Here is a 16952-nt window from a genome sequence, read left to right as displayed (position 1 = left end):
CACTAGAAACGCTCCGGAAAAAGAAGGGCCGCCACCAGGAAGACGGTCAGCAGCACGGCCAGCCCGAGGCCGACCGCGTTCTCCGCGGTCACAGCCGTTCCACCGCCTTCACCGCCAGCGTCAGCAGCGCGAAGACCGCCACCGTCAGCAGGACGAACGCCAGATCAGACATGCTCCGATTCCTTGACCGTGTGGTCGTGCGCGTTCACTTCTTCGGGAACGCGGTGCGCGACGATCGCCGCGCAGCGCCTTTTTCGGATTCCATGCACTTTCCGAGTACCCTCCCGTGCGGCCAGGTGTCTGCCGCGTTAGGAGTAAAGCGCTGTTTCGGGTGCTTTCTGTGCTGTCTTGACGCGTTCTTAGCGCGCGCTCCCGCGCTCTTAACACGTCCCTAACGCCCCTTGGCCGTCCGGGGCGGCCGGCGCCAAGGGGGTCCTGGCGGTCCCAGGGACGACCAGAGCCTGGGTCGGCCGGTCGTGGCCCACCACGATGGGTGACGTCCCTCGGAACCACCTTTCCGACCGCTGAGGAGAACCGCGATATGAGCACCGTCGCCGCCTACGCGGCGCCCTCCGCCGGGGCGCCCCTGGAGCGCACCACGATCGAGCGCCGTCCCGTCGGCGAGCACGACGTCCAGATCGAGATCAAGTACGCGGGCATCTGCCACTCCGACATCCACCAGGCCCGCGGCGAATGGGGCAACCAGATCTTCCCGATGGTGCCGGGGCACGAGATCGCCGGCGTCGTCACCGCGACCGGCCCGGGCGTGACCAGGTTCGCCGTCGGCGACCGGGTGGGCGTCGGCTGCATGGTCGACTCGTGCCGCGAGTGCGAGAACTGCAGGGCCGGGCTGGAGCAGTACTGCCTCAAGGGGTTCGTCGACACCTACAACGGGATCGACCGCGCCGGGAACCCCACCTACGGCGGCTACTCCACGCACATCGTGGTCGACGAGAACTTCGTCCTGCGCATCCCCGACGGCCTGTCGCTGCAGGAGGCCGCGCCGCTGCTGTGCGCCGGCATCACCACCTACTCGCCGCTGCGGCACTGGAACGCCGGGCCGGGCAAGCGGGTCGCCGTCGTCGGGCTGGGCGGCCTCGGCCACATGGCCGTCAAGATCGCGCACGCGCTGGGCGCCGAGGTGACCGTGCTGTCCCAGACGCTGCGCAAGAAGGACGACGGCCTGAAGCTGGGCGCCGACCACTACCACGCCACCGGCGACCCGGCGACCTTCGAGCAGCTGGCCGGACGGTTCGACCTGCTCCTGTGCACCGTCTCGGCGCGGCTCGACCTGGACGCCTACCTGGGGCTGCTGAAGACCGACGGCGTGCTGGCCAACGTCGGCGCCCCCGAGGAGCCGGTCTCGCTGAACGTGTTCTCGCTGATCTTCGGCCGCCGCAGCCTGGCCGGATCGGCGATCGGCGGCATCGCCGAGACGCAGGAGATGCTCGACTTCTGCGCCGAGCACGGCCTCGGCGCCGAGATCGAGCTGATCCGCGCCGACCAGATCAACGAGGCGTGGGAGCGCGTGCTGAACAGCGACGTGCGCTACCGGTTCGTGATCGACGCCGCCACGATCTGACGGCCCCGTCCGCCGCGTCGCGCCCGGCCACCGCGCCCGGTGGCCGGGCGCACTGGTCGGGCCCGCTGGTGGGCGCGGTGGTCAGGTGCGGTGGACGCGGCCGCCGAGCAGACGCGTGCCGGGCCCGGCGGCCGCCCCCGGGCCGGATCGCGCGGTGACCGTGCCGGCGGTGATCTCCGCGCCGCATTCGGAGCAGCAGACCCGGGGCGTGAACTCCTGGCCGCAGGCGTCGTGGACGAGCAGGGCGGGCGGGCCGCCGGGCGGCGTCTGCCACTTGTCGCCCCAGGCCATCATCGCCATCAGCACCGGCACCAGGTCCCGGCCGGCCTCGGCCAGGTGGTACTCGTACCGGGACGGACGGTCCTGGTAGCGCCTGCGTTCCAGGATTCCCGCGGCGACCAGGTCGTCCAGGCGCCGCGTGAGCAGGTTGCGGGAGATGCCCAGGTTCCCGGCGATGTCGTCGAAGCGGTGCAGGCCGAGGTGGACGTCCCGGACGATCAGCGGGCTCCACCAGTGCCCGACCACCTCCAGGGTCCGCCCGATCGAGCAGTGCATGTCGGCGAAGCTGGTCTTCTGCACGGCCTCCAGGCTAGTCGGTTGACTCATTGAACGCACCCGTCCTAGGGTCGCTCACGAGGGGTCAGTTCAATACAAGTACTCACTGGAGGTGGGCCATGCCCTTCGTCGAGCTGTTCGCGCCCCGGGGCGCGCTGGACGGCGAGCGCGGCACGCGGGCCAAGCAGCGGCTGGTGGCCGAGGTGATGGCGGTCGAGGGCGCGCCCGACACCCAGGCCGCACGGGACATCTCCTGGCTGGTGGTCACCGAGCCGGCGGAGTGGTTCGTCGGCGGCCGGGCCGCCGGCGCGGACGAGCCCCCGCGCTACCTGGTGCGGGTGAGCGTCCCGGCCGGGTCGCTTGACGACGGCAAGCGCCGTGAGATGGTCGAACGCGTCACCCGCGTCCTGGCCGAGGCCGAGGAGGACGCCGGCCGCCTCTATGCCGCCCCCGTCGCCTGGGTGCACCTGGTCGAGATTCCGGACGGCAACTGGGGCGCCATGGGCCGGGTGTTCCGCCTGCCCGACATCATCGAGTTCACCACGGGCGCCCCCGCGGGCGCCGGCTGAGACGAGCCGGTCACTCCCGAGCGTGCGGCGTTCCGTGACAAGCTCCGGCGCGTCGCACGCGCCGTGCCGTTTCCCCCACGGCAGGAGCGGAATACCGTCCCGAGACGCGCGGTTCCACGGCACATCCCTGATCACATGGGGACCGCGCGGCCACACGTCCGCGCGGCGGGGAACGAGGGGGAGCCATGCCCGACTACGGCCACGACCTGATGTTCGGTTCGTTCATCACCCCGGGGAGCGCCGACCCGAAACAGGTGCTCGACCTCGCGCAGGCGTCCGAGGCCGCCGGCCTGGACCTGGTGACCTTCCAGGACCACCCCTACCAGCCGCGTTTCCTGGACACCTGGACGCTGCTGACCTACGTGGCCGCGCGCACCGAGCGCGTCCGCCTGGCGGGCAACGTGCTGAACCTCCCGCTGCGTCCCCCCGCGGTGCTGGCCCGCGCGGCGGCGAGCCTCGACCTGCTCAGCGGCGGCCGCTTCGAGCTGGGCCTGGGCGCCGGCGGGTTCCGGGAGGCCATCGAGGCCATGGGCGGGCGCCGCCTGACCCCGGCGCAGAGCGTCGACGCGCTCGGCGAGGCCATCGACGTCATCCGCGGCGTCTGGGACGCCGGGAACACCGCGCGGCTGCGGATCGACGGCACGTACTACCAGGTGGACGGCGCCAAGCGCGGCCCCGCACCCGCCCATGACATCGGCATCTGGCTGGGCGCCTACAAGCCCAGGATGCTGCGCCTGGTCGGGGGCAAGGCCGACGGCTGGCTGCCCTCGCTGCCGTACCTGAGCGACGTGCGCCGCCTCGCCGACGGCAACGCGATCATCGACGAGGCCGCCGCCGAGGCCGGACGCGACCCCGCCGCGGTGCGCCGCCTGCTCAACATCGGCGGCCGGTTCGGGTCCGGCGGCGAGGAGCTGTTCTCCGGACCGCCCGGGCGGTGGGCCGAGCAGCTGGCCGGGCTGACCCTGGAGTACGGCGTCAGCGGCTACATCGTCATGGCCGACGACCCCGCCGTCCTGCGGACCTTCGGCGGGGAGGTCGCCCCCGCGACCCGCGAGCTGGTCGCCTCCGCCCGCGCGTCCGCCACCCGGACCTGACCCCGGCGCCGCCCCCGGCGCCCGAACCCGACCCGCCCCCCATCGCATGCCCGACCGTCCGTCCACCAGGAGGATGCGATGAAGCTGAAGCTCAGGACCGTTCCGAGCCGCCTGGCGAGCGGCGCGTACATCCTGCACAGCGGGCTGGAGTTGTGGAACGGGGACGAGGAGCAGGCCACGGCCACGCACGGCATGGCCGCCGCCGCCTTCCCGTTCCTCAAGGGCGTCCCGCCGCGCAGGTTCCTGCGCCTGCTGGCCGCCGGGCAGATCGCCACCGGCGCCGCGCTGCTGGCCCCGTTCGTCCCGAACGCCCTGGCGGGGACGGCTCTCACCGGGTTCGGCGGCTCCCTGGTCGCGTTCTATCTGCGCGCTCCCGGCCTGCGCAAGCCCGGCAGCGTCTGGCCCAGCCAGGCGGGCATCGGCGTCAGCAAGGACGTCTGGCTGCTCGGCATCGGCCTCGGCCTGCTGGCGGACGCGGCCTCCGAACGCCGCGCCACGACCGGCGGCGCTGCGGAAGGCGGCTGATCGCTCCCTATGCTGGGGTGATGCTGTCTCGCCACGGGGCGGCGGCCGCCGCGCTGACGGTGCTGGTCGTCGGGAGCACGGTCGCGATGTGGCTGCGCGCGCCCGCCCATCCGCCGTGGCGGGCGGTCGTGGACGGGGTGCTGGTGCTGAGCGTGTGCGGCACGCTGCCGCTGCTGCGGCGCCGTCCCGTGGCCGGGGGCGTGTACGCGCTGGTGGCCACCGGCGTGTACTACGTGCTCAGCCCGGTCGACGGGCCGCTGATCGTCGTGACGATCCTCATGCTGTACGTGGTCGCCGCGGGCGGGCGCGTGCGCACCGCCGCGGCGCTCGGCGCGGTCCTGGTGATCGCCGCCGGGCTCGGCACGCTCGCCGGGAACGAGGACGTCAACAGCGTCGCGATCATCATGATGACCGGCTGGATGGTGGCGCTGGTCGCCCTCGGCGCCGTCCGGTACGGCCGCCAGGAGGCGCTGCGCGCGGCGGTGCGGCGGGCCGAGGAGGAGGCGCGCTGGCGCGCCACCGCCGAACGGCTGCGCATCGCGCGCGAGCTGCACGACGTCGTCGGCCACCACCTGTCGATGATCAACGTGCAGGCGGGCACCGCGCTGCACCGGCTGCACCGCGATCCCGAGCAGGCGGGCCGGGCGCTCAGCGTGATCAAGGAGGCCAGCCGCGAGACGCTGCGCGAGATGCGCGCCACGCTCGGCGTGCTGCGCGCCGTCGACGAGCAGCCGGGCACCGAGCCCGCCGGGCGGCTGGACCGGCTGGACGACCTGGTCCGGCACGCCGAGCTGGCGTCGCTGGAGACGGCGGTGCGCGTGGAGGGCGACCCGCGTCCGCTGCCCGCCGGGGTGGACCTGGCCGCCTACCGCATCCTGCAGGAGGCCATCACCAACGTGACCCGGCACGCCGCGGCCCGCCGCGTCACCCTGCGGATCGGCTACGGTACGGCGGACCTGCTGGTGGAGGTCGAGGACGACGGAAGGGGCGCCGCCGTGGACACGGGCGGGGACGGCAGCGGCATCCGCGGCATGCGGGAACGCGCGCGGGCGCTGGGCGGCGAGCTGACCGCCGGGCCCGTGCCGGGCGGCGGGTTCCGCGTGCGGGCCCGGCTGCCTTACGGGGCGGACGGATGATCCGGGTACTGCTCGCCGACGACCAGGCGTTGGTGCGCGCCGGATTCCGCTCCCTGCTCGACGACGAGGACGACATCACCGTCGTCGGCGAGGCGGCCGACGGCGCGGGCGCGGTGGAGGCGGCGCGGGAGCTGCGGCCCGACGTGGTCCTCCTGGACATCCGGATGCCGGGCATGGACGGCCTGGCCGCGGCCCGCCGCATCGCCGCCGCCGACCCGTCGGTGCGCGTGGTGATCCTGACGACCTTCGACCTGGACGAGTTCGTCTACGGCGCGCTGCGCGCGGGCGTGGCGGGCTTCCTGGTCAAGGACACCGAGCCGGAGGAGCTGCTGCGCGCGGTGCGCGTCGCCGCCCGCGGCGACGCGCTGATCAGCCCGTCGGTGACGCGGCGGCTCATCGCGGAGTACGCGGGCCGCAAGGCGGTGCCCGAGCCGGGCCCGCGGCTGAACGCCCTCACCCCGCGCGAACGCCAGATCGTCGAGCTGGTCGCCGAGGGCCACTCCAACGACGAGATCGCGGCGCGGCTGGAGCTGCGCCCGGCCACCGTCAAGAGCCAGGTCAGCCGCATCATGACCAAGCTCGACGTGCGCGACCGCGCGGCGCTGGTCGTGCTGGCCTACGAGAGCGGCCTGGTGCGTCCCGGCTGGGCCGGCTGACGCGGCGCCGCCCGCCGCAACCGGGGGTGTAGGGGCGCGGCCGGCGCGCGCAACAAACGGGGTATCGGACCGGCGCCTCGCGGCCGATGCGCACCGCCATGCCCCGGCAGCAGCCTGTGAGCATGAACGACAACCAATCCGGTCCCTCGCCGGCGAGCAAGGCCGGGGCCGCCGTGGTCGGCTTCCTGGTCGGCGGGGCGGGGGGCTTCTTCGCGACGGAGGCGTTCGCCGCGTTCTGCCACTTCGTCCTCGGCGTGACCCTCGACGTGGAGGACACGCCCGCCCTGCTGGTCCTGTTCGCGGGGCTGCCGCCGCTGCTCGCGGTGGTGGGCGCGTTCGTGGGGGTTCGCGTGGCGGCCCGGGAGAACGGAGGCCGCCGGTGACGACCGGACTGTTCGGACGCCTGGCCGCCTGGTCGTACCGGCGCCGCTGGATCGCGCTCGGCCTGTGGGCGCTGGTGCTGGTCGCCGTCACCGTCGCCGCGCGCGCCGTGGGCACCGACTACCGCAACGACTTCACCCTGCCCGGCACCCAGTCGCAGCGGGCGGGCGACCTGCTCACCGAGCACGGCGCCGCGCAGGCGGGCGACTCCCTGCAGATCGTGGTGAAGGCGCCGGGCGGGCTGCGCGCGCCGGACACCGAACGCCGCGTCCGCGACGTGGTCGGGCGGGTGGACGGCCTGCCGGGCGTCGCGGCCGTCCGCACCCCCTACGACGACCGCGCCGCGATCTCCCGCGACGGCACCATCGGGTACGCCACCGTCACGCTCACCGGCAAGGCGGAGGAGGTCCCGCGCGACGACGTCGTCCGCATCGTCGACACCGCGCGGTCGGCCGCGTCCGGCGGGCTCCAGGTGGAGGTCGGCGGGGAGGCGGCGCGCGGCGCCGAGGAGAGCGGCGGCGGCGCCGAGGGCGCGGGCATGCTGGCCGCGCTGGTCATCCTCGTGCTGCTGTTCGGCTCGCTGGTCGCCGCCGCGCTGCCGCTGGTGACCGCGCTGTTCGCGGTGGGTTCGGCGATCGGGCTGATCGGGCTGGCCTCGCACCTGGCCACGGTCGCCGACTTCACCCCGCCGATCCTGATGCTGGTCGGCCTCGGCGTCGGCGTCGACTACGCGCTGCTGGTGTTCTACCGCTACCGGCACGAGCTGCTGGAGGGCGCCGAACCGCGGGACGCCACGCGCCGCGCCCTGGACGCCGCGGGCCGCACCGTCTTCGTCGCCGCCTGCACCGTCGTCATCGCGCTGCTGGGCCTGATCGCGCTCGGCCTCGGCGCGTTGCAGGGCGTGGCCGTCGCGGTCGCGCTGACCGTGCTGGTCACCATGCTCGCCGCGCTGGTGCTGCTGCCCGCGCTGCTGGGCTTCTTCGGCGGGCGCATCCAGCGGCACGTGCGCAGGCGCGCGAGCCGGACCGCCGCGCGCGGCAGGGAGCCCGGCGCGGGCTGGCGGCGGCTGGCCACGGCGGTGCAGCGCCGTCCGCTGCCCGCCCTGCTGGTGGCGCTCGCCGCGCTGCTGGCGCTGTCGGCGCCCGCCCTGGACATGCGCCTCGGCTTCGCCGACGCGGGCAACGACCCGGCCTCGTCCACCACCCGCAAGGCCTACGACCTGCTCGCCGAGGGCTTCGGGCCCGGCTTCAGCGGGCCGCTGGTCGTCGTCGGCGAGACGGGCGCGGGGGAGGCGCAGCGCGTGCAGCAGATCCTGGCCCGCACCGACGGCGTCGCCGCGACCACCCCGCCGCTGCCGTCCCGCGACGGCGCCGTGCACACGCTGATCGTCTTCCCGGACGCGGCGCCGCAGGACGAGCGGACCGCCGACCTGGTGCACACCCTGCGCGAGGACGTGCTGCCCGACGGCTTCCTGGTCGGCGGCCCCACCGCCGCCACCCAGGACTTCGCCGACACCGTCGCCTCGCGGCTGCCGCTGTTCGTCACGATCGTGGTGGGCCTGTCGGCGCTGCTGCTCCTGGTGGTGTTCCGCTCGGTGCTGATCCCGGTCAAGGCGGCGCTGCTCAACCTGCTCAGCATCGCCGCCGCGCTGGGCGCGATCACGCTGGTGTTCCAGCACGGCTGGTTCGGGGTGCCACCGGGCCCGATCGAGGCGTTCATCCCCGTGATGATCTTCGCGATCGTGTTCGGGCTGTCCATGGACTACGAGGTGTTCCTGCTGTCGCGGATCCACGAGGAGTGGACCGCCACGCGCGACCCGGGACGCGCCGTCCGCGAGGGCCTCACCGCGACCGGCCAGGTCATCACCGCCGCGGCGGCCATCATGATCGTGGTGTTCGCCGCGTTCGTCCTGAGCCCGAGCCGGATGCTGCAGCAGTTCGGCCTGGGCCTGGCGGTCGCGATCCTGCTGGACGCCGTGGTCATCCGCTGCCTGATCGTCCCGGCCGTCATGCAGCTGCTGGGCCGCCGCGCCTGGTGGCTGCCCGGCCCCCTGGCCAGGCGCCTTCCGGAGGTGGCGCTGGAACGCCCCACCGGCTGAGCGTCCTTCCGAGCCGCGCGTGCCGCCCCGGGCGAACGCCCGGGGCGGCACAGTCATGATCTACAACGTAAAGGCGCGCGGCCGTGGGAGGGTGAAGGGAGAGGTTTGGTTCGGGTACCGCTCTTCATTACTATTGCCGGATGACAAGGATCCCGGTGGCGGTGGTGTTCCGTCATCGAGCGCGCCGCCCGCGGGCCGCCGACCCCGTCCGGGCGTGCGCCGGTGCGTACGGCTGCGGCTAGAAGGGCATCCGCGTGAGCGAAGGGACTTTCGACGGCGCCGAACGGACCGTGGCCGAGGTGCTGCGGGCGCGGCGGGAGCAGATCGCGCAGCGCTGGGCGGACCAGGCGTTCTTCCGGACCGTGTACGTCTCCGGCCGCGACGCGGCCGTGGAGGCGGCGCGCCGGCTGACCGACGCGCTCGCGGACGTCGCCGACGGCGGGCGCGGCGACGACCCCTGGGCCGCCGGGTTCGAGGGCGTGCGGACGCAGCTCGGCGAGACGATCGCGGCGCGCACGGCCGCGGGCAGCCCGCTCACGCGGCTGCTGACGGACGTCGCCGAGCTGCGCGAACCCGTCCTGACGGCGGTGGACGAGGAGCTGGACGGCCAGGCCGAACGGCGATGGGCGGCGCGGGCCGCGGCCGTCGAGCTGCTGGGCACCCTGCGGCTGGTGGTGATGGACACCGCGGTCGACAAGGACGCGGCCGTCGTCGCGCGGCAGCGGCAGGAGATCCTGGAGATGGCCACGCCCGTCCTCAAGCTCTGGGACGGCGTGCTGTCGGTGCCGCTGATCGGCACCCTGGACAGCGCCCGCAGCCAGGTGGTGATGGAGACGCTGCTGGAGTCGATCGTCGAGCACCAGGCCCGGGTGGCGATCCTGGACATCACCGGCGTGCCGATGGTCGACACCGTCGTGGCCCAGCACCTGATGAAGACCGCCCTGGCGGTGCGGCTGATGGGCACCGAGTGCGTGGTGAGCGGCATCCGCCCGCAGATCGCCCAGACCATCGCCTCACTGGGCATCGACCTCGGTGAGATACGCACCCGCGCAACGCTCGCCGACGCGCTCGGCTACGCGTTGCGGCGGATCGGCGCACCGCTGCCGGGCTGAGAGGCGACGATGGAACGCGTTGCCATCCTGGACCTGCAGGACGTGCTGCTGGCCACGATCCAGACCCAGCTGACCGACCAGCTCGCGCTGACGCTGCAGGAGGAGCTGCTGGAGCGCGCCGCCGCCACCGGCGCCCGCGGCGTGATCATCGACATCTCCGCGGTGGAGGTGGTCGACTCCTTCCTGGCCCGGGTGCTGACCGAGATCGCGCTGTCGGTGCGGCTGCTGGCGGCCCGCACCGTCGTGGCGGGCATGCGGCCGCCGGTCGCCGCGACGCTGGTGGAGATGGGGCTCGACCTGCCCGGCGTCACCACCGCGCGGTCGCTGCGGCACGCGCTGGACCTGCTGGGCGCCGCGCCGGCGGCGCCCGGCGCGCATGATCAGGACGGGCGTTGAGAGGCCCGGCGGCCGGGGCGGTGCTGCCGATCACCAGCGACATGGAGATGGCGGCCGTCCGGCAGGCCGTGCGCGAGTCGGCCATCCGGATCGGGATGAGCCTGGTGGAACAGACCAAGCTGATCACCGCCGCCAGCGAGTTGGCCCGCAACACGCTGGTGCACGGCGGGGGCGGACGGGTGGAGATCGTCGAGGTGGAGCGGCACGGGCGGCGCGGCGTGCGGCTGACGTTCGCCGACGAGGGGCCGGGCATCGCCGACGTGGCGCGCGCCCTGTCCGACGGCTACAGCAGCGCGGGCGGGCTCGGCATGGGCCTCGGCGGGACGCGGCGGCTGGTGGACGACTTCACCATCGACACCGAGCCGGGCCGGGGGACCACGGTCACGGCGGTGCTGTGGTCGGTCCGCCCGGCCGGACCGGGGTGAGCCGCCGGATGATCGTGACTGCGGGGTGGAACCTGGAGGTCGACGATCCGAGCCGGATCCACGGGGCCGAGACGGCGGCGCGGCTGGCGGGCCTCACGGCCGGGCTGGCCGCGCGGGACGTGGCCGCCTGCGAGCTGGCGGCGGTGGAGCTGGCGACGAACCTCACCCGGTACGCCGACGCGGGCCGGCTGCTGATCAACGCGTTCGGGCCCGAGCCGGGCATGGTGCAGCTCGTCGCGGTCGACAAGGGCCCCGGCATCGGGGACGTGGGCGCGTCGATGGTCGACGGCTACTCCACCACCGGCGACTCGCTGGGCGCGGGCCTGGGCGCCTGCCGGCGCATCGCCGCCGTGTTCGACCTGTACAGCCTGCCGGGGCAGGGCACCGCCGTGCTCGTCCAGATCGGCCGGGTGGACGCGGCGGAACCGGCGGTCCGCGTCGGGGGAGTGGTCACCCCGCATCCGGCGGAGACCGCCATCGGCGACGGGTGGGGCGCGGTCCGGTCCGGTGACCTGCTCACGCTCGCGGTGGTGGACGGGCTCGGGCACGGAGTGAAGGCGGCCGACGCGCGGCACGTCGCGCTGGAGACCGTCCGGCGCCGCCCGGACGCCGAACCGCAGGGGATGCTGGACGAGCTGGACGCCGCCCTGCGCGGCACCCGCGGCGCGGCCGGCGCCGTCGCGCAGGTCGACACGCGGTCGGGCGGCATGCGGTTCGGCGGCGTCGGCAACCTGACCGCGCGGCTGCACCGGGGGCCGCGCGTCGACGTGCTGGTGTCGCGTCCCGGAATCCTCGGTATGGGGAAACGTCCCCGTTCCTATGAGCGTGGCCCCGTCCCCTGGACCGATCCCGGCATGCTGGTGGTGAGCACGGACGGCGTCGGCGGCTGGGACCTCGGCCGCTACCCCGGAGTCGAGCGGCGTCATCCGGCCATCGCGGCCGCGCTGATCTGGCGTGACGCGTGGCGCGGCACCGACGACGCCACCGTCGTGGTCGCTTCCAGGTCCCCCGCGAGAGGCACGGCATGACACGGCAGATCCTCAGCCGGGCGATCGGCGGCCCGGACGACCTGAACGACGTCTGCTCGGCGGTGGCGGCGGCCACCGCCCGGCACGGCGTCGACGCCGAGGAACGCGCCCGCTTCACCCTGGCGGTGGCGAGGACGCTGCGCGAGCGCGCCGCCGCGTCGCCGCCCGCGCGCCTCACACTGACCCTCGCCGCGGCCGGGGACGGGGACGGCGGGGAGCTGACCGCCGAGGTCGTCCCCGGCGGGCCGGACGGGGCGCCGGAGACCGTCGCCACGATCGCCGTCCCCGACCCGTCCGCCGACTCCCACGGCGACGCCGGCGACCGGGACGGGCTGCTGGAGCTGCTCGCCGCCCAGCACGAACGGCTGGCCTGGCACCAGCAGGAGCTGGAACGCACCGACCAGGGCGTGCTGGCGCTGCACGCCGAGCTGGCCCAGGCCGCCGAACGGCTGCGCGCCGCCAACGCCGAGCAGGCCCGCCTGCTGGACGCCGAACGGGAGGCCCGCGCGGCGGCGGAGTCGGCCCGGTCCCGGCTGGCGTTCCTGGCCCACGCCGGCGCCACCCTGTCGGCCTGGCTGGACCACGAGCAGGTCATCAAGCAGCTGCACAGCCTGGTGGTGCCGCGGCACGCCGCCGCCATGGAGGTGTGGATCTCCCGCGACCAGCGGGCGCTGACCCCGTCGGGAGCGCTGGACGAGGACGCCCCCGGGGCCGCGCCGCCCGAGGCCGTGGTCGCCGCGCACGACAGCGGCCGCACGCGGCACGTCACGCCGTCCCCGTCGTCCCTGATGCCGGGGGTGGAGGTGCGGCCGGGCCCGGCAGAGCTGCTGGCCGTCCCGCTCATCTCCGGCGGGCGCGCGCTCGGCGTGGTCGCCTACACGCCCGCCGGCCACCCGTTCACCGCCGACGACATCGCCGTGTTCCGGGAGCTGACCCGGCTGGGCGCGGCGGCGCTGGACAACGCCATCCGCTACGAGCACGAACGCGGCGTCGCCGAGAGCCTGCAGCGCGCGATGCTCACCGACCTGCCGTCCGCCGCGCCGCTGGAGTTCACCGCCCGCTACCTGCCCGCCGAGGCCGGGCTGAACGTGGGCGGGGACTGGTACGACGCGTTCCAGCGTCCCGACGGGCAGGTGATCGCCGCGATCGGCGACGTCACCGGGCACGGGCTGCGCGCGGCCACCCTCATGGGCCAGCTGCGCACCGCGCTGCGCGCCTACGCCCTGGACTCGGCGGGCCCCGGCGAGGTGCTGGCCCGCATGCACCGGCTGCTGACCCACCTGCAGCCCGACGACCTGGCCACCGCCGTGCTGCTGCAGTACGCCGGGAACGGCCGGCTGCGCTGGGCCAACGCCGGGCATCCGCCGCCGCTGCTGCGCGCCCCGGACGGCACGGTGCGGGTGCTGTACGGCGGCGACGTGCTGCTGGGCATGCCGCTGCACGACGGCCCGCTCACCGACCGGGAGGTCGAGCTGCCGCCCGGCGCCACCCTGCTGCTCTACACCGACGGCCTGGTCGAGCGCCGCACCGCCTCGTTCGAGGCCACCACGGACCGGCTGGCCGAGGCGTTCGCCGCCGCCGACGTCGGCGGCGGCCTGGACCGGGTCGCCGACGTCCTGCTGGACCGTATGCTGATCGACAGTGCCCGCGAGGACGACACCTGCCTGCTGCTGTGCCGGGCGCGGCCGGTCGCGACGGACGGCGACGGCCCCGCCATGAGGACGCTCGTGCGGTCCCGTGCCTCGGCCTCGGACACGCGCGACCGGGCACGCACCGTGCCCTGACATCCGGAGGCCCCCATTCCCCCGTCCCGCCGATCCGCGTCGGCCCGTCTCGCCGCGCCCGTCGCCGTGCCCGGGGCGCCGGCGGGGTCAGGCCGGGCGGGAGACGTCGGCGGGCTCGTCGGGGGCCTTCCCCTCGGTGGCCTTGCCCTCGGTGGCCGCGGTGTGGAACTGCAGCAGGCCCGTCAGCAGCGCGGTGCGCGCCGACGGGGACATCCTGGCCAGCACGCCGGCCAGGTCGGCGCGGCGCCGTTCGCGCAGCCGGTCCAGCAGCAGCGTGCCGTCCCGGCTGAGCCGCAGGCTGATCACGCGGCGGTCCCGCCCGGGCACGCGCACCAGCAGCCCCGCCGCCTCCAGCCGGTCGCACAGCCGGCTGGCCGACGACGGCAGCGCGCCCAGCTCGGCGGCCAGGCCGCTGAGGTTGATGCTGCCGTGCCGTTCCACGATGAACAGCACCCGCAGCTGCGTGGCGGGCACCGGCACGGACGCCTCCGGGGTCCCGCCCCACACCGCCGCGAGGGTGCCCACCGCCTCGTCCATCGCCGCGGCGAGCCGGTGCAGCCGGTCGGGTTCGACCGGTTGCGCGGGATCACTGTGCGGCACTGTCATGCCCCCAACTGTTACACATCCGTCCGATCTCCGGCACGCGCTGCGACTCCGCCCGCCCGGGTCACCGGCGACCTGCCGCCCATCCAGGTGAGGCGACCATGACCGAGGACCCGTTCACCGCCGTCGAGCAGGCGATCTGGAAGGCCCGTCCGCACGGCGTACCCGCGGCCGCCGCCAAGATTCTCACGACCCATTTCGGCGCCGACCACGCCGTGACGCTGCTGGTGGACTACCGCATGGCGCACCTGGTGCCCGTCGGCGCGGACACCGGCCCCGACGCTGGCCCGGACGCCGGCCCGGACGCCGGCGGCGACGCCGAGCCGGTGCCGCTGGACGCCACCTTCGAGGGCCGCGCCTTCGCCACCCAGCAGACGATCGTGGAACCGGTGGACGACGGCGCGGCGTGCCGGCTGCACCTGCCGCTGACCGTCCACGGTGAACGGATCGGCGTGCTGAGCGTCCACCTGCCCGGTCCGTCCCGGCCCGAGGACCATCCCGCGCTGGAGGCCGTGGCGACCATGGTCGCCCGCGCGCTGAAGGTCGCCGACGGCCACACCGACGTCTACCGGCGGGCCCGGCGCCGCGTCCGCATGACCCTGGCCGCCGAGATCCAGTGGGACCTGCTGCCGGGGCGGTCCTGCGAGAGCGACGAGTTCAGCCTCGCCGGGCAGCTGGAGCCCGCCTACGCGGTGTGGGGCGACAACTTCGACTGGTCGCTGGACGCCGAGCACCTCACCGTGACCGTCACCAACGGCACGGGCCGCGGCATCGAGGCCGCGCTGCTGACCCAGCTGACCGTCAGCGCGCTGCGCAACGCGCGCCGCTCCGGGGCGGGCCTGGTCGACCAGGCCGTGCTCGCCGACGAGATCCTGCACGCCCACCACCGGGGCGCCCGCACCGCCGCCACCCTGCTGCTGCGGTTCGAGCTGGGCACCGGGCGCGTCACCGCCGTCGACGCCGGGTCCCCGCTGGTGTACCGGCTGCGCGGCACCACCGTCGAGCCGGTCACGCTGGACGCGCAGCTCCCGCTCGGCATGTTCGGCGACACCCGGTACGTCGAGCAGGAGTTCTGGCTGCAGCCGGGCGACCGGCTCGTCCTGGTCAGCGACGGCGTCCACCAGGCCCAGTCGCCCGGCGGGGAGGTCTACGGCGCCAGCGCGCTGCCGCGCGCGTTGCGGCAGACGCGCCTGCAGGGGCCGCCGGAGGCGGTCCGCACCCTCATCCGCGAGCTGCTGCACTACCACGAGAACACCGAGCTCGCCGACGACGCCGTGATCGTCTGCCTCGACTGGACCGGCAAGAGCGGCCAGACCGCCGCGCGCCCCGCCGGCGACTGACGGTGCCGTGGCCCTTCCTATGGACCATAATGATGGTTGTCATTGATTACGGGAGGACAAGGTGGCGCAGCCGCATATCAAACGGGGGGTGAAGGTCGGCGAGGCGATCGCGCAGGACATCGTGCGGAAGATCGGCGCGGAGGGACTGGCGCCGGGCACGCCGCTGCCGTCCGAGGCCCAGATGATCGAGGAGTACGGGGTCGGGCGCGGGTCGCTGCGCGAGGCGCTGCGCATCCTGGAGGTGCACGGCCTCATCTCGATCAAGCCGGGGCCGCGCGGCGGGCCGATCGTCGCCGAGGTCAGCGCGGCCGCCTTCGGCCAGATGGCGTCGCTGTACTTCCAGGCGGCGCGGATGACCTTCCGGGAGCTGATGGAGGCCCGGCTGGTGATGGAGCCCGTCATGGCGCGGCTGGCCGCCGAGCGCCGCGAGCCCGACAAGGTCGAGCTGCTGGAGCGCATCGCGCAGGGCACGCCGCTGGACGACGACGCGGGCTACCTCAGCCACAGCGGCGACTTCCACCGCCTGGTCGCGTCCATGTCGGGCAACGGCATGCTCAACCTCTACAGCGCCTCGCTCGGGCACATCTTCCACGACCGGGTCAGCGGGATGTTCTTCCCCAAGGCCCGCCGCGCCAAGGTCCGCGAGGCGCACGCCGCCATCGCGCAGGCGATCGCCGACTCCGACGCCGACGCGGCCGAGAGGCTGATGCGCGACCACATGCAGGAGTACGCCACCTACGTGCGGCGCAAGCAGCCCGCGCTGATGAACGAGGTCGTCGGCTGGCGCTGACGGCGCGCCGGCCCCGGCTCCGCGCCTCGGGGCGCCGCGCCTCAGGCGCCGGTCCAGCGCGGGGCGCGCTTCTCCACGAACGCCCGCGCGCCCTCCTTGGCGTCGGCCGACTCGCGGACCGGGCCGACGATCTCCTCCTGCCGGTCGAACTGCTCGTCCAGCGTCCAGTCCGCCGACTCCACCAGCACCCGCTTGGACGCCGCCAGCGCCAGCGGCGCGTTCGCGGCGATCTCCTCCGCCAGCTCCAGCGCCCCGGCGAGGGCCCTGCCGGGATCGGTGAGCCGGCCGACCAGGCGCACCTCGGCGGCGTCGGTGGCGGGCCACATCCGTCCCGTCAGGGCCAGCTCCATCGCCAGGTGGTACGGCACGCGCCGCTGCAGCCGCAGCAGGCCCCCGGCGGCCGCCGTCAGGCCCCGCCTCACCTCCGGCAGCCCGAACGTGGCCGCGCGCGACGCCACGATCAGGTCGCAGGCCAGGGCGATCTCGAAGCCCCCGGCCAGCGCGTACCCCTCCACGGCCGCGATCAGCGGCGTGCGCGGCGGCCGCCGCACCAGCCCGGCCAGGCCGCGTCCCTCCACGACGGGACGCTCGCCGCGCGCGAACCCCTTGAGGTCCATGCCCGCGCAGAACGTCCCGCCCGCCCCGGTGATCACCCCGACGGCCAGGTCGGCGCGGGAGTCCAGCAGGTCCAGCGCCTCGGCGATCCGGTGCGCCATGTTCCGCGTCACGGCGTTGCGGGCGGCGGGCCGGTTCATGGTGAGCACCAGCACCGGGCCGCGCTCCTCGACCAGCAGTTCCGGCTCCGCGCCGGCGGTCTCGCTCATGCTCTCCTCGTCTCCTCGAACCATCTGAGGGGGAACGCCCCCCCTTCACCCCCC

General features: G+C 74.7%; 19 protein-coding genes. 15 read left to right on the top strand and 4 right to left on the bottom strand.

Features of this window, described 5'->3' with window-relative positions; genetic code table 11:
* Positions 1-2: 2 nt before the first annotated feature.
* The gene (gene kdpF / locus ABD811_RS03510; protein ID WP_344940538.1) at positions 3-92 is read right to left on the bottom strand and encodes a K(+)-transporting ATPase subunit F; all 90 of its coding nucleotides are present in this window, start codon (positions 90-92) and stop codon (positions 3-5) included.
* 449 nt (positions 93-541) lie between these two features.
* Here kdpF and ABD811_RS03505 point away from each other — a divergent pair, with 449 nt between their 5' ends.
* A complete protein-coding gene (locus ABD811_RS03505) occupies positions 542-1582 on the top strand; it encodes an NAD(P)-dependent alcohol dehydrogenase (RefSeq protein WP_344940535.1) in 1041 nt (346 codons plus the stop codon).
* 81 nt (positions 1583-1663) lie between these two features.
* On the opposite strand, the gene ABD811_RS03500 is transcribed toward ABD811_RS03505, so the two are convergent.
* Entirely contained in the window at positions 1664-2188 is a 525-nt protein-coding gene (locus ABD811_RS03500) for a winged helix-turn-helix transcriptional regulator (protein ID WP_344940532.1), read from the bottom strand.
* 68 nt (positions 2189-2256) lie between these two features.
* Here ABD811_RS03500 and ABD811_RS03495 point away from each other — a divergent pair, with 68 nt between their 5' ends.
* The 12 genes from ABD811_RS03495 (at position 2257) to ABD811_RS03440 (ending at position 13341) form a co-directional block, all read left to right on the top strand.
* Positions 2257-2706, top strand: a complete 450-nt coding sequence (locus ABD811_RS03495) for a tautomerase family protein (RefSeq protein ID WP_344940530.1) — start codon at positions 2257-2259, stop codon at positions 2704-2706.
* A 185-nt stretch (positions 2707-2891) separates the two neighbouring features.
* Positions 2892-3800, top strand: coding sequence for an LLM class flavin-dependent oxidoreductase (locus ABD811_RS03490; protein ID WP_344940527.1), 909 nt, complete (start codon positions 2892-2894; stop codon positions 3798-3800).
* A 78-nt stretch (positions 3801-3878) separates the two neighbouring features.
* Positions 3879-4325: a hypothetical protein gene (locus ABD811_RS03485; protein ID WP_344940524.1), complete on the top strand. Its 447-nt coding sequence runs from the start codon at positions 3879-3881 to the stop codon at positions 4323-4325.
* A gap of 20 nt (positions 4326-4345) precedes the next feature.
* Positions 4346-5461: a sensor histidine kinase gene (locus tag ABD811_RS03480; RefSeq protein WP_344940521.1), complete on the top strand. Its 1116-nt coding sequence runs from the start codon at positions 4346-4348 to the stop codon at positions 5459-5461.
* Entirely contained in the window at positions 5458-6117 is a 660-nt protein-coding gene (locus ABD811_RS03475) for a response regulator (protein ID WP_344940518.1), read from the top strand. Before ABD811_RS03480 ends, ABD811_RS03475 begins: the two co-directional genes overlap by 4 nt.
* Positions 6118-6239: 122 nt before the next feature.
* Positions 6240-6500 carry a hypothetical protein gene (locus tag ABD811_RS03470; protein ID WP_344940515.1) on the top strand — a complete coding sequence of 87 codons (261 nt, stop codon included), beginning with the start codon at positions 6240-6242 and terminating at the stop codon, positions 6498-6500.
* Positions 6497-8596 carry an MMPL family transporter gene (locus ABD811_RS03465; RefSeq protein ID WP_344940512.1) on the top strand — a complete coding sequence of 700 codons (2100 nt, stop codon included), beginning with the start codon at positions 6497-6499 and terminating at the stop codon, positions 8594-8596. Before ABD811_RS03470 ends, ABD811_RS03465 begins: the two co-directional genes overlap by 4 nt.
* 254 nt (positions 8597-8850) lie before the next feature.
* Entirely contained in the window at positions 8851-9708 is an 858-nt protein-coding gene (locus ABD811_RS03460) for an STAS domain-containing protein (protein WP_344940509.1), read from the top strand.
* Between the two features lie 9 nt (positions 9709-9717).
* Positions 9718-10104 (top strand): STAS domain-containing protein, encoded by a 387-nt coding sequence (locus ABD811_RS03455; RefSeq protein ID WP_344940506.1) that lies wholly within the window; start codon positions 9718-9720, stop codon positions 10102-10104.
* Positions 10101-10529: an anti-sigma regulatory factor gene (locus tag ABD811_RS03450; RefSeq protein WP_425549355.1), complete on the top strand. Its 429-nt coding sequence runs from the start codon at positions 10101-10103 to the stop codon at positions 10527-10529. The genes ABD811_RS03455 and ABD811_RS03450 overlap by 4 nt, the downstream gene beginning before the upstream one ends.
* A gap of 8 nt (positions 10530-10537) precedes the next feature.
* Positions 10538-11557, top strand: coding sequence for a SpoIIE family protein phosphatase (locus ABD811_RS03445; RefSeq protein ID WP_344940503.1), 1020 nt, complete (start codon positions 10538-10540; stop codon positions 11555-11557).
* Positions 11554-13341, top strand: a complete 1788-nt coding sequence (locus ABD811_RS03440) for a PP2C family protein-serine/threonine phosphatase (protein WP_344940500.1) — start codon at positions 11554-11556, stop codon at positions 13339-13341. Before ABD811_RS03445 ends, ABD811_RS03440 begins: the two co-directional genes overlap by 4 nt.
* An 87-nt stretch (positions 13342-13428) precedes the next feature.
* Here the strand turns inward: ABD811_RS03440 and ABD811_RS03435 are convergent, their stop codons facing one another.
* On the bottom strand, positions 13429-13947 hold the full coding sequence (locus ABD811_RS03435; RefSeq protein WP_344940497.1) for a MarR family winged helix-turn-helix transcriptional regulator: 519 nt from the start codon (positions 13945-13947) through the stop codon (positions 13429-13431).
* A gap of 98 nt (positions 13948-14045) precedes the next feature.
* Here ABD811_RS03435 and ABD811_RS03430 point away from each other — a divergent pair, with 98 nt between their 5' ends.
* Together ABD811_RS03430 and ABD811_RS03425 are read left to right on the top strand one after the other, a co-directional pair.
* On the top strand, positions 14046-15284 hold the full coding sequence (locus ABD811_RS03430; RefSeq protein WP_344940494.1) for a PP2C family protein-serine/threonine phosphatase: 1239 nt from the start codon (positions 14046-14048) through the stop codon (positions 15282-15284).
* Positions 15285-15372: 88 nt separating this feature from the next.
* Complete coding sequence (locus ABD811_RS03425; RefSeq protein ID WP_344940491.1) at positions 15373-16074, top strand: FadR/GntR family transcriptional regulator; 702 nt, start codon at positions 15373-15375, stop codon at positions 16072-16074.
* Positions 16075-16115: 41 nt separating this feature from the next.
* Here the strand turns inward: ABD811_RS03425 and ABD811_RS03420 are convergent, their stop codons facing one another.
* Positions 16116-16898 (bottom strand): crotonase/enoyl-CoA hydratase family protein, encoded by a 783-nt coding sequence (locus ABD811_RS03420; RefSeq protein ID WP_344940488.1) that lies wholly within the window; start codon positions 16896-16898, stop codon positions 16116-16118.
* Positions 16899-16952 lie beyond the last annotated feature (54 nt).

It is taken from the genome of Actinomadura miaoliensis (genome assembly GCF_039536785.1).
Classification (GTDB): Bacteria; Actinomycetota; Actinomycetes; order Streptosporangiales; family Streptosporangiaceae; genus Spirillospora; species Spirillospora miaoliensis.
The sequence above is the reverse complement of the archived record's forward strand: the minus strand, read 5'-3'. Positions and strand labels throughout refer to the sequence as shown.

What these genes read in the sequence shown, in the direction of transcription:
- ABD811_RS03505 (WP_344940535.1), top strand. Translation starts at nt 542, where the DNA reads ATGAGCACCGTCGCCGCCTACGCGGCGCCCTCCGCCGGGGCGCCCCTG.
- ABD811_RS03500 (WP_344940532.1), bottom strand. Translation starts at nt 2,188, where the DNA reads ATGAGTCAACCGACTAGCCTGGAGGCCGTGCAGAAGACCAGCTTCGCC.
- ABD811_RS03495 (WP_344940530.1), top strand. Translation starts at nt 2,257, where the DNA reads ATGCCCTTCGTCGAGCTGTTCGCGCCCCGGGGCGCGCTGGACGGCGAG.
- ABD811_RS03490 (WP_344940527.1), top strand. Translation starts at nt 2,892, where the DNA reads ATGCCCGACTACGGCCACGACCTGATGTTCGGTTCGTTCATCACCCCG.
- ABD811_RS03485 (WP_344940524.1), top strand. Translation starts at nt 3,879, where the DNA reads ATGAAGCTGAAGCTCAGGACCGTTCCGAGCCGCCTGGCGAGCGGCGCG.
- ABD811_RS03480 (WP_344940521.1), top strand. Translation starts at nt 4,346, where the DNA reads ATGCTGTCTCGCCACGGGGCGGCGGCCGCCGCGCTGACGGTGCTGGTC.
- ABD811_RS03475 (WP_344940518.1), top strand. Translation starts at nt 5,458, where the DNA reads ATGATCCGGGTACTGCTCGCCGACGACCAGGCGTTGGTGCGCGCCGGA.
- ABD811_RS03470 (WP_344940515.1), top strand. Translation starts at nt 6,240, where the DNA reads ATGAACGACAACCAATCCGGTCCCTCGCCGGCGAGCAAGGCCGGGGCC.
- ABD811_RS03455 (WP_344940506.1), top strand. Translation starts at nt 9,718, where the DNA reads ATGGAACGCGTTGCCATCCTGGACCTGCAGGACGTGCTGCTGGCCACG.
- ABD811_RS03445 (WP_344940503.1), top strand. Translation starts at nt 10,538, where the DNA reads ATGATCGTGACTGCGGGGTGGAACCTGGAGGTCGACGATCCGAGCCGG.
- ABD811_RS03440 (WP_344940500.1), top strand. Translation starts at nt 11,554, where the DNA reads ATGACACGGCAGATCCTCAGCCGGGCGATCGGCGGCCCGGACGACCTG.
- ABD811_RS03435 (WP_344940497.1), bottom strand. Translation starts at nt 13,947, where the DNA reads ATGACAGTGCCGCACAGTGATCCCGCGCAACCGGTCGAACCCGACCGG.
- ABD811_RS03430 (WP_344940494.1), top strand. Translation starts at nt 14,046, where the DNA reads ATGACCGAGGACCCGTTCACCGCCGTCGAGCAGGCGATCTGGAAGGCC.
- ABD811_RS03420 (WP_344940488.1), bottom strand. Translation starts at nt 16,898, where the DNA reads ATGAGCGAGACCGCCGGCGCGGAGCCGGAACTGCTGGTCGAGGAGCGC.